Below are 10,478 nucleotides of genomic sequence, written 5' to 3' on the forward strand. Positions count from 1 at the left end.
GCACGTCTTCGCGGATGGTCACGACGCCAACGGCGTTAGTTCGTGGGCTTCGGGATGAGCGGCGCCCGGGCCGGGGGAGGCTCCCCGGCGGAGTCGGGCCATCCATGGTCCGCTGTCCGCCTCCCCCGGCCCGGATGCCGCGTTGGCGATTCACCGTCGATTGCTCGGAAGCCAATCCCTCCGAAGCCCACCAACGCAAAGAGGCGGGAGACGTGCCGGGGGTGTTGCGGAGAGCAGGCCATGGATGGCCTGCGGCCCTGAGTCCGGCCATGGATGGCCGGACCGAAGGGCGGAGCAACACCCCCGGCGCGGCTCGCGCCCCGCGATGCTTCCGAAGCCGCTCTTCACCTATAGGCTTGCGGAACCGATCAGCGCGCGAACTTGGTCGACAGCACCAGCGAGGACGTCGTGCGCTCGACGCCGTCGAGCGCGCCGATCCGGTCGGTCAGCACGTCCATCTCGCCGATGGTGGGCACCGCGGCCGCGGCCACCAGATCCCAGGGGCCGCTCACCGACTGCACGCTGCGCACCCCCGACATGCCGTGCAGCGCCTCCACCACCGAGGGCATCCGCTTGGGGAACACCGTGATCATGATCAGCGCACGGACCCGCTCGCGCTCGTAGTCCTCGTTGAGGCGCACCGTATAGCCGGCGATCACCCCCTGCCGCTCCAGCCGCTCCAGCCTGCTCTGCACCGTGGTGCGCGACAACTGCAGCCGGCGCGCCAGCTCCGCGGTGGGCGCGCGGGCGTGCTCGCGCAGCAGCGACAACAGGGCTTCGTCGGCGTCGGTGAGCTTCATGGCGAGCCATTTTCGTCGATCTGCCGATTTCTACATGAATTCAGAGCAGATCGCACCTGTTAATCGACGAAAGCATCGCGATAATAGGGTTTGCCTGCCGCAATCGTGGCGCCGGCCCCATTCCGCACCCGGAGGACCGCATGTCCGTGATCGACACCCTCGCCCCGCTCCGCACCCGCAAGGGCGAACAGCGCACCAGTGGCCTCGACGACGCCACCGTCGCCAGCTTCGCGGCCGGGCACCCCGAGCTGGTCGCCGCGATCGACGCCGCCGCCGCCGAGTTCGCGCGCCTGGGAGGCGACTTCGCCGGGCTGCTCGACCTCGACGAGGACGCCCAGGTCCAGGCCGTGCAGGCCGACTTCGTGAATTTCTACCCGCAGGACGGCGTGAACCCCTACGTCGCCCTGGCCGCGCGCGGCCCTTGGATCGTGACCCTGAAGGGCGCCGTGCTCTACGACACCGGCGGCTACGGCATGCTCGGCTTCGGCCACGCACCGGAGGCGGTGCTCGAGGCGATGGCCAGGCCCCAGGCGATGGCCAACATCATGACGCCGAGCCTGTCGCAGCTGCGGCTGGCGCGCGCGCTGCGCGCCGAGATCGGCCACGCGCGGGGCGACTGCCCGTTCGCCGCCTTCATGTGCCTCAACTCCGGCTCCGAGGCGGTCGGCCTGGCCGCGCGCATCGCCGATACCAACGCCCGGGCGATGACCGACGGCGGCGGGCGCCACGCCGGGCGCGCCATCAAGCGCCTGGTGGTCAAGGGCAGCTTCCACGGCCGCACCGACCGTCCCGCGCTCTATTCCGATTCCACCCGCAAGACCTACATGCAGTACCTCGCCAGCTACCGCGGCGAGGACAGCGTGATCGCCGTCGAGCCCTACGACATCGGCGCGCTGCAGCGGGCCTTCGCCGATGCCGACGCCAACGGCTGGTTCATCGAGGCGATGTTCCTCGAGCCGGTGATGGGCGAAGGCGATCCCGGCCGCCGCGTGCCGGTGGAGTTCTACGCAGCCGCACGCGAGCTCACCCGCGCGCACGGCGCGCTGCTGCTGGTCGATTCGATCCAGGCCGGCCTGCGCGCCACCGGCACGCTGTCGATCGTCGACTATCCCGGCTTCGAGCAGCAGGACCCGCCCGACCTGGAAACCTACTCCAAGGCGCTCAACGCCGGCCAATACCCGCTGTCGGTACTGGCGCTCGGCGAAGGCGCTGCCGCCATCTACCAACGCGGCACCTACGGCAACACCATGACTGCCAACCCGCGCGCCGCCGACGTCGCCTGCGCGGTGCTGGGCGCGATCACCCCGGAACTGCGCGCGAACGTCCGCGAGCGCGGCCGCCAGGCGCTGGAGAAGCTGGAAGCGCTGAAGGCCGAGCTGGGCGGGTTGATCACCAAGGTCCAGGGCACCGGCCTGCTGTTCTCCTGCGAGCTGGCGAAGGACTTCAAGGGCTACGGCGCCGGCTCGAGCGAAGAATGGCTGCGCGAGCACGGCCTGGGCGTAATCCACGGCGGCGAGAACTCGCTGCGCTTCACCCCGCGCTTCGAGATGGGCGAGGACGAGCTGGACCTGCTGGTGGCGATGGTGCGCCGGGCGCTGCTCGAGGGCCCGCGCCAGCGGCAGGCAGAGGCCGCCTGAGGCCGACGCGGCCGGCACAAGAGGCGAATCCGGCCGACGAAACGCGCGTGTGCCCGGCACAGGTCATGCGACCCTGCGACAACGTCCCGCATGGGCAGTTGCGTGTGCGAATGCCGCCCTCGATGCGCACCGGTCGCCATCCGGCCTCGGTCGCTCGTGGCTGGCGGGCACCCGTTGCGAGGACCGAACACCGCGGGCGCCGCACGGAATGAAGCCGGCCATGCGCGGTTGCGTCTCCAACTGCTTGGACAGCCATTGTCGCCTTGATGCAGACTCCTCGCATCGTGCCCAGGGCGCCCGCCTCCATGAAGATCGTCGAAGTCCGCCATCCGCTGGTGCAACACAAGCTCGGCCTGCTGCGCAGGGCCGACAACAGCACCAAGAGCTTCCGCGAGCTGTCCGCGGAGGTCGCCACGCTGCTGACCTACGAGGCCACCGCGGACCTGGAGACCGAGGACGCCGAGGTCGCCGGCTGGGCCGGCCGGGTCCACGTGCGCCGCATCAAGGGCCGCAAGATCACCCTCGTGCCGATCCTGCGCGCCGGGCTGGGCATGCTGCCGGGGGTGCTGGAGCTGATCCCTGCGGCCAAGGTGAGCGTGGTCGGGATCAGGCGCGACGAGGCCTCGCTGCAGGCGATGCCGTACTACGAGAACCTGGTCGGCGACATGCAGGACCGCACCGCGCTGATCCTGGACCCGATGCTCGCCACCGGCGGCACCCTGGTCGCCACGGTCGACATGCTCAAGGCCGCCGGTGCGACGCGGATCAAGGGCCTGTTCCTGGTGGCGGCCCCGGAGGGACTGCGCACGATCGAAGCCGCGCATCCCGACATCGAGATCTACACCGCGGCCATCGACCAACGGCTCAACGAGAAGGGCTACATCCTGCCCGGCCTCGGCGACGCAGGCGACAAGATCTTCGGCACCCGCGCCGATTGACCCGCACGCCGCGGGCCTCCCAAGACAGACCGCACCGGCAGACCCCCTTGCCCGGCCGACCGGCGTCACGCGGGCACCGGAGCCCCGTAGAGCCGAGCTTGCTCGGCTGCGCGGGCCCCGGAGCCGAGAGCAGCGGAGCAAGCTCCGCTCTACGAAGGCGGGCCGGACCAGTGCCGTGCTGGCACCGGAGCCCCCCGTAGAGCCGAGCTTGCTCGGCTGCGCGGGCTCCGGAGCCGAGAGCAGCGGAGCAAGCTCCGCTCTACGGAGGCGGGCCGGACCAGTGCCGTGCTGGCACCGGAGCCCCGTAGAGCCGAGCTTGCTCGGCTGCGCGGGCTCCGGAGCCGAGAGCCGCAGAGCAAGCTCCGCTCTACGGAACGAGGGCGCGGGTACCGCCACTACAGATCGGCGGCGCGCGAGATCCATCGACACCACCAATACGGATAGGCGTCGATGTCGCTGACCAAGCCGCGACGGATGGGATTCGCAATGAGATATCTGCTCTGGCGCTCGAGATCCCTTTCGTCGCGCAGGCGGTGATCGTAGAAACCCGCCTGCCAGACCGACCCCTGCCACGCTCCGGCGGCGTTGACCGCACGTGCGGACCGCGACTTGAATGCCTGCATGCATCGGCTCAGAGAACTCCGCCGCAGCTGCAGCAGCCAATGCAGATGATCAGGCATGACCACCCATGCCAGGGAATCCAGCGCTTCCTCGTCGGCGCAGGCGGCGCAACTCTCCGATAATTGCGTCGGCCAAGCATTCACTGCGGAACAGTTCCCGGCGCCGCTCGGTCACCGTCGTCACCACGTAGAAATCGCCGGCTCGCGAAACGCGGCCTTTCAGCAATCGTGGACTCGCCATTGCCACAGCATCACAGGCGAATGCAGGCCTGGATATCGGCGCGTATCCGAATGTCGAGTAGGAACTTTCCGCGAGAACGCCGTCCAGCGATCTTCGGTCGACCCCCGTAGAGCCGAGCTTGCTCGGCTGCGCGGGCTCCGGAGCCGAGAGCAGCGGAGCAAGCTCCGCTCTACGAGGTGCGGCGCCGGGCCGGACCGGCGACGCGGGCGCCGGAGCCCCACGTAGAGCCGAGCTTGCTCGGCTGCGCGGGCTCCGGAGCCGAGAGCAGCGGAGCAAGCTCCGCTCTACGGGGTGCGGCGGCGGCGCTTGCGATGGCGGGCGACCAGGATCGCGGCGATCAGCAGCAACAACCCGCCCAGCCAAGGCGTGTAGTTGCGCAGTTCGCCCTCGCCGTCGGCCGGCGGCGCATCGGCGGGACCGTCCGGCGCGCCGGCGGCGATCCAAACGCCGTCCTGCAGGACCAGCCGCCCGTCCAGCGACGGCAGCACGCGCTCGAACCAGCGCACGCGCAGGTCGCCCGGCGCCGGCTCGGCCAGGTCGGCCGCGGTGGTGAGAAGGTCGCCCTGCAGGCGGAAGGTGGCGGCGAGGTTCCCCGGCAGCGCGTCCAGGTCCGGAGAGAGCGGCCGCCACTCCCCCAGCTCCGCCAGCGCGGCCGGAGCCAGTGGCCGGCCGTCGTCCATCTTCACCGGGCGTTCCCACTGCTGCGTAGCGACCGGGAACTCCCCGGGGTTCCGGTACTGCTGCGGAAACTCCCGCGAATCGAGCGGCCGGTCGCTCCACTCGAGCGCGTAGCCCTCCGCAGAGCGCCGCCACTGCGCCATCTCCACCTCGCGACGCAGGCCGAACTGCTGGGTACCGACGCCGAACTCGTCGTCCACCAGGACCTCGCCGCCGCGCGGCGCCGGCACCGCGGCGGGAGCCTGCGCCACGGCGGCGGGGGCGGCGGCCATCGCCAGCGCGAGCAGCCACGCGCGCATCATGGGTGCAGCACCCTCGCCTGCAGCCGCGGCACCTCGTGCGCGGTGCCGAAGCGGCCGCGCCCGTCGCGAACGGGCTGCGCCAGCGCGATCTCCGGGTCGTGGGTGTAGAACAGGTGCACGTTGCGCGCCAGCTTGTCCTCCAGGAAAGCCTGCTTCTCGTCGATCAGCAGCTCCGGGGCGCGGTCGTAGCCCATGGTGATGGGCACGTGGGTCCACGGGCGGCCGGGCACCAGGTCGGCGCAGAACGCGACGCCGCCGTGCGGGCGGCCGTCGACGATCTCGGGACCGTGGATCTCGGCCAGCATCATCCCCGGGGTGTGGCCGTGGCTGTAGCCGAAGGAGACCGCGTCGCCGAGCACCGGCGAACGCGCGCCGTCGACCAGCTGCAGCCGGCCGCTGGCCTCCAGCAGCCCCGGCAGCTCGGGAATGAAGCTGGCGCGATCGCGCGGATGCGGGTTGCGCGCGCGCTCCCAGTGTTCGCGACCGACCAGGAAGGTGGCGTTCGGGAACAGCAGCTCCGGCGCGCCGCCCTCGCGCCAGGCGGTCAGCAGCCCGCCGGCGTGGTCGAAATGCAGGTGCGAGAGCACCACCACGTCGATGTCCTCGTGCGAGCAGCCGGCCCCGGCCAGGGAATCGAGCAGGACGTGGCGGTCCTCGACCACGCCGAAGCGCTCGCGCAGCTTCGGCTCGAAGAACGCGCCCACCCCGGTCTCGAACAACACCGTCAGGCCGTTGAGCGGACGGGCCAGGAGCGCCCGGCAGGCCAGCGGGATGCGGTTGACCGCGTCGGGCGCGGCCCATTTCGTCCACATGGCGCGCGGTGCGTTGCCGAACATCGCGCCGCCGTCGAGCTTCTGGGTATTGCCTTCGATCGACCAGAGTTTCATGGCCCGAGTGTAGCGCCGCCGGCGTCGCGGGACCGAAACGGTCGCACGAGCGGCGGCCACCGGGCGCCGGCGCGGTCCGGGCTAGTCGGACGCGGCGCGCGGCTCCACCGTCGCCTTGCCGACCGGGTTGCGCGGGTCGCTTCCGCCCTCGAGGGCGTTGTCGCGCAGGTCCCAGGCCACGGTCTGCAGATTGCCCCAGACGTGGCTGGAGGCGCGTCCGCCGGCCTGACGCTCGACCTCGGCCTCGTCGGGCGCGTCGACCTCGTGGCCCATCTCTCGCAGCGCGCGCACCGTGGCCGCGGCCAGCGCGCCGCTCTCGGCGGAGATGCGGTCCGGGGTCCACTGGTGATGGAAGCGCGGCAGCGCCGCCACGGCCTGGGCATCGAGGCCGGCGTCGTAACCGAGCATCCCCAGCAGCACCATGGTGATGATGCGGGTGCCGCCCGGCGTGCCGAGTACGGCGATGCGGTCGTCCGAGACCATGAAGGTCGGCGTCATCGAGCTGAGCATGCGCTTGCCCGGCTCTGGCGCGTTGGCCTCGAAGCCCATCACCCCGAACGCGTTCGGCGTGCCGGGCTTGAGCGCGAAATCGTCCATCTCGTTGTTGAGCAGCACGCCGGTGCCGGGTGCGACCAGCCCGGAGCCGTACAGCAGGTTGACGGTCTGGGTGGCGGCGACGCGGTTGCCCTCGGCGTCGATGATCGAGAAGTGGGTGGTCTCCTCGTCCTCGAGCGGGGTCGGCTCGCCGGACAGCAGATCGCTCGGCGTCGCCCGACGCGGGTGGATGGTGGCGCGCAGCCCCGCGGCGTAGTCGCGGCTGGTGAGGGTGCGCATCGGGATCTCGGTGAAGTCGGGGTCGCCCAGATAGAAGGTGCGGTCGCGGAACGCGCGGCGCATCGCCTCGACGGTGAGGTGGGTGCGCTGGGTCTGATCCAGCGACTCCAGGTCCCAGCCCGCCAGGATCTGCAGCATCTGCGCCAGCGCCACCCCACCCGAGGACGGCGGCGGTGCGGTCACCACCTCCCAGTCGCGGTAGCGGAACCGCAGCGGCTCGCGCTCGACCACCCGGTAGGCGGCCAGTTCCTCCGCGGTCCATTGCCCGCCCTCGGCATTCACGCCCTCGACCAGCAGGCGGCCGGTCTCGCCGCGGTAGAAGCCTTCATGCCCCTGCGCGGCCAGCCGCTCCAGGGTGCGCGCCAGGTCCGCCTGCCGGAACGTGTCGCCCTCCTGCAGCGCCCTGCCCTGCGGCGCGTAGAGCGCGCGGCTGCCCGTGTAGCGCTCCATCACCTCGCGCCGGCGCTCGTAGCCGCGCGCCATCCGCGCGTAGACCGGGAAGCCCTCGCGGGCGATGCGGATCGCCGGCGCCAGCGTCGCCTCGAGCGGCAGGCGGCCGTACTTCTCCGCCATGTGCACCAGCGCCGCCGGCAGTCCGGGAATGCCTGCGGCCCACGGCCCGTTGGTGGCGCGGTCGCTGTCGAAGCCGCCGTCGGCATCGAGGTACCGCTCCATCGTCGCCGCCGCCGGCGAGGTCTCGCGGGCATCGACGAACACGTCGCGGCCGCCGTCGGCCTGGTGCAGCAGGAAGAACCCGCCGCCGCCGAGGCCGGAACTGATCGGCTCGACCACCGAGAGCGTCGACGACACCGCCACCGCCGCGTCGAACGCATTGCCGCCCTCGCGCAGCGCCTGCAGGCCGGCCTCGGTCGCCAAGGCGTGGGCGGATGCCACCGCCACGCCCGGCGGGGTCAGCGCGTCGACGCCGCGGGCGTCGGCTACGGGTCCGGGCGCGCTGGCCTCCTGGCACGAAGCCAGCGCGGGCGCGAACGCCAGGACCAGCAGGAACATCAGTCTGGAGAGGGGTTTCATGCGGACTCCTGTGGCTGGCTCGCGCCGGACTTGGTTCGGGACGTCAATCGGATGCGGGCGGCCGCGTGGCGGCCGCGCCCTCCGCGCGCGGGCCTTCCGGGGACCGATCCCCTCCCTGCAGCCGGCGCAGCTTGGCGAGCAGCTGCGCTTCGGATTCCGGACGCTCCGGATCGGGATCGATGCATTCGACCGGGCACACCACCACGCACTGCGGCTCGTCGTGATGCCCGACGCATTCCGTGCAGCGCGCCGGGTCGATCACGTAGATGGTCTCGCCCTGCGAGATCGCCTGGTTGGGGCAGGCCGGTTCGCAGACGTCGCAGTTGACGCAGAGCTCGTTGATCTTCAGCGCCAACGCTCGGCCCTCGGTGGATCGGCGGGTCCGCGCGCGTGCCGCAGGGCGCTGGTGATCGGGCCCGGGGCCGGGCCCGGCATGCGCCGGGACCGGATCTCGGCGGGCAGGTTACTTCTCGACGAAAACGTATTCGACTCCTGCCGGCGCAACGGCCTGTTGCACCCGCTGGCTGTCGGCGGCATCGCCGACGAACAGCACGCGCACGCCGTTCATGCTGCCCGCGGGCACGCTCTCGAACGCGGTGACCACCATGTCCGCCACGCGATTGGAATCGGGGCCGGCGTAGGCGAGCATGTTGCCGCGGATGATGCCGCGGGCGACGTCGTTCTGCGCCTTTTCGCTCAGGCGCTCGTACAGGCCTTCGAAATCGGCGGTCTCGTCGTCGGGCACCAGGTAGATGAAGGGCTGGTTCTGGATGCCCTCCATGTGCCGGGGCACCAGGTCCTGCAGGTAGGCGCGCCACTGCGCGGAGTCGCCGTTGGCGGGCGCGGCGAGCGGTGCGCGCTCGACCTGCTGCGGGCCCTCGTCCTTCTGGCAGGCCGCCAGAGGCAGCGCAAGGCAGGCCGCGAGCAGCAGGCGGTTGATGATGTGCATGGTGTTCCTCCCCGTGTCTCGTATGGTCGTCATGTCGTCTCAAGCATCGGTGCGCTGCCATTCGGCCTGCAGCGCTTCGGCCACCGCCGCCGGCACGAACGCGGACACATCGCCGCCGAGGCGGGAGATCTCACGGACCAGCGAAGAGGATATGAAGCCGTATTGTTCGGCCGGCGTGAGGAACAGCGTCTCGACCTCCGGAATGAGATGCCGGTTCATGCTCGCCAGCTGGAACTCGTACTCGAAATCGGACACCGCGCGCAGGCCGCGCAGCAGCACCCCGGCGCCCAGGTCGCGCACGAAGTGCGCAAGCAGCGAGTTGAAGCCGCGCACCTCGATATTGCCGTAGGCCGCCAGAGCCTCCCGCGCCAGCCGCACCCGCAGGTCGAGATCTAGGGTTGGCCGCTTGGCCGGGCTTTCGGCCACGCCGACGACGATCTTCTCGAACAGCGGCGCGGCGCGTTCGACCAGGTCGACATGGCCGTTGGTGATCGGGTCGAAGGTGCCGGGATAGACCGCGATGCGGGTGCGGGCCAGGCTCATGGATGGGTCCGTGGTCGGGAAGGCCGGAACAACGGCTGCAAGTGTATCAGCGTCGCCCTGGCGCCCGCGGCGCGCGGCGGTACAGCGCGTGACCGGCGTCGCGACTGCGTCCCTCGCGATGCGGCAGCCAGCCTTCGCCCGCCGGTACGCCGGCCTGCCCCGGCGATTCCAGGTACAGCCAGGCGTCCTCGGCCAGCCAGGGCGCAAGCCCATCGAGTACCGGCTGCCACAGCCCGTCGGCAAACGGCGGATCGACGAAGACCAGGTCGAAGCGACCGTGCAGCGGCGCCCGCAACAGCGCCAGCGCGTCGGCGCGGACCACCCGCGCCCGGTCCCCGGCATGGAGCCGCTGCACGGTCTCCTCCAGCGCCTGCGCCAGGCGCGGGTCGCGCTCCACCAGCAGCGCCTCGCGCGCGCCGCGCGACAGCGCCTCCAGACCCAGCGCGCCGGTGCCGGCGAACAGGTCGAGCACGCGCGCCCCCGGCAGCACCGGCTGCAGCCAATTGAACAGGGTCTCCCGGGCACGATCCGAAGTCGGCCGCAGGCCGGGCACGTCCGGCACCGGCAGCCGCGTGCCGCGCCAGCGTCCGCCGATGATGCGGATCCGCCCGGGCGCGGTGTTCACCGGCGAGGCCTGCAGGTGCACGCCAGGGGCGGGGTCGTCATGGGCGGCGGTGCTAACATGACGCCATTCTCCCCCATCCGCGATTCTTCGACCGCATGGTCAGCTGGTTCCGACGCGACAAACCCGAACCGGCACGCCCGGAAGACAGCAGGCGGCGCCTGAGCATCGAGGAACTCGCTGCGGCCTTTCCCGACAGCGCGCCGCCCGCCGCCGCGCCGTCCGAAGGCGCGCCGTCCGAAACCCCGCCGTCCGGCGATGGGGCGACGCGCGACGAGGCGACGCCTGCCGGACCTTCTCCGGAGGCGCAACCGGCTCCGCCCGATCTCGCCGAACTGCCATCGAGCGCCTCCGGCACGCCGCCGCCAGCGCCCTCGGCGGCGTCCGCTCCGGCC

Annotated in this window: 11 protein-coding genes and 1 pseudogene; 3 read left to right on the forward strand and 9 right to left on the reverse strand. The window is 71.4% G+C overall.

The window, feature by feature from the left end:
- Window positions 1–368: 368 nt before the first annotated feature.
- Complete coding sequence (locus H0E84_RS17165) at window positions 369–800, reverse strand: Lrp/AsnC family transcriptional regulator (RefSeq protein ID WP_180679873.1); 432 nt, start codon at window positions 798–800, stop codon at window positions 369–371.
- A 140-nt stretch (window positions 801–940) separates the two neighbouring features.
- Between H0E84_RS17165 and H0E84_RS17170 the strand changes: the two genes are divergently transcribed.
- Together H0E84_RS17170 and upp are read left to right on the forward strand one after the other, a co-directional pair.
- A complete protein-coding gene (locus tag H0E84_RS17170) occupies window positions 941–2,437 on the forward strand; it encodes an aminotransferase class III-fold pyridoxal phosphate-dependent enzyme (RefSeq protein ID WP_180679874.1) in 1,497 nt (498 codons plus the stop codon).
- A gap of 305 nt (window positions 2,438–2,742) precedes the next feature.
- A complete protein-coding gene (gene upp / locus H0E84_RS17175) occupies window positions 2,743–3,375 on the forward strand; it encodes a uracil phosphoribosyltransferase (RefSeq protein ID WP_180679875.1) in 633 nt (210 codons plus the stop codon).
- 395 nt (window positions 3,376–3,770) lie between these two features.
- On the opposite strand, the gene H0E84_RS17180 is transcribed toward upp, so the two are convergent.
- The 8 genes from H0E84_RS17180 to rsmD all read right to left on the reverse strand — a co-directional run bounded on the left by H0E84_RS17180 (window position 3,771) and on the right by rsmD (window position 10,107).
- On the reverse strand, window positions 3,771–4,139 hold the full coding sequence (locus H0E84_RS17180; RefSeq protein ID WP_180679876.1) for an REP-associated tyrosine transposase: 369 nt from the start codon (window positions 4,137–4,139) through the stop codon (window positions 3,771–3,773).
- A 381-nt stretch (window positions 4,140–4,520) separates the two neighbouring features.
- On the reverse strand, window positions 4,521–5,216 hold the full coding sequence (locus H0E84_RS17185; protein ID WP_180679877.1) for a TMEM43 family protein: 696 nt from the start codon (window positions 5,214–5,216) through the stop codon (window positions 4,521–4,523).
- On the reverse strand, window positions 5,213–6,103 hold the full coding sequence (locus H0E84_RS17190; RefSeq protein ID WP_180679878.1) for an MBL fold metallo-hydrolase: 891 nt from the start codon (window positions 6,101–6,103) through the stop codon (window positions 5,213–5,215). Before H0E84_RS17190 ends, H0E84_RS17185 begins: the two co-directional genes overlap by 4 nt.
- Window positions 6,104–6,184: 81 nt before the next feature.
- Complete coding sequence (gene ggt / locus H0E84_RS17195; RefSeq protein WP_257644274.1) at window positions 6,185–7,969, reverse strand: gamma-glutamyltransferase; 1,785 nt, start codon at window positions 7,967–7,969, stop codon at window positions 6,185–6,187.
- 43 nt (window positions 7,970–8,012) lie between these two features.
- Window positions 8,013–8,324, reverse strand: coding sequence for a YfhL family 4Fe-4S dicluster ferredoxin (locus H0E84_RS17200; RefSeq protein WP_180679879.1), 312 nt, complete (start codon window positions 8,322–8,324; stop codon window positions 8,013–8,015).
- A 108-nt stretch (window positions 8,325–8,432) separates the two neighbouring features.
- Entirely contained in the window at window positions 8,433–8,918 is a 486-nt protein-coding gene (locus tag H0E84_RS17205; protein WP_180679880.1) for a hypothetical protein, read from the reverse strand.
- A gap of 39 nt (window positions 8,919–8,957) precedes the next feature.
- Window positions 8,958–9,461, reverse strand: a complete 504-nt coding sequence (gene coaD, locus H0E84_RS17210; RefSeq protein WP_180679881.1) for a pantetheine-phosphate adenylyltransferase — start codon at window positions 9,459–9,461, stop codon at window positions 8,958–8,960.
- 46 nt (window positions 9,462–9,507) lie between these two features.
- On the reverse strand, window positions 9,508–10,107 hold the full coding sequence (rsmD, locus tag H0E84_RS17215; RefSeq protein ID WP_345776337.1) for a 16S rRNA (guanine(966)-N(2))-methyltransferase RsmD: 600 nt from the start codon (window positions 10,105–10,107) through the stop codon (window positions 9,508–9,510).
- 74 nt (window positions 10,108–10,181) lie between these two features.
- Between rsmD and H0E84_RS20255 the strand changes: the two are divergent.
- Window positions 10,182–10,478 (forward strand): annotated as a pseudogene (locus H0E84_RS20255) (signal recognition particle-docking protein FtsY); the annotation flags it as partial.

Source organism: Luteimonas salinisoli (assembly GCF_013425525.1).
Classification (GTDB): Bacteria; Pseudomonadota; Gammaproteobacteria; order Xanthomonadales; family Xanthomonadaceae; genus Luteimonas; species Luteimonas salinisoli.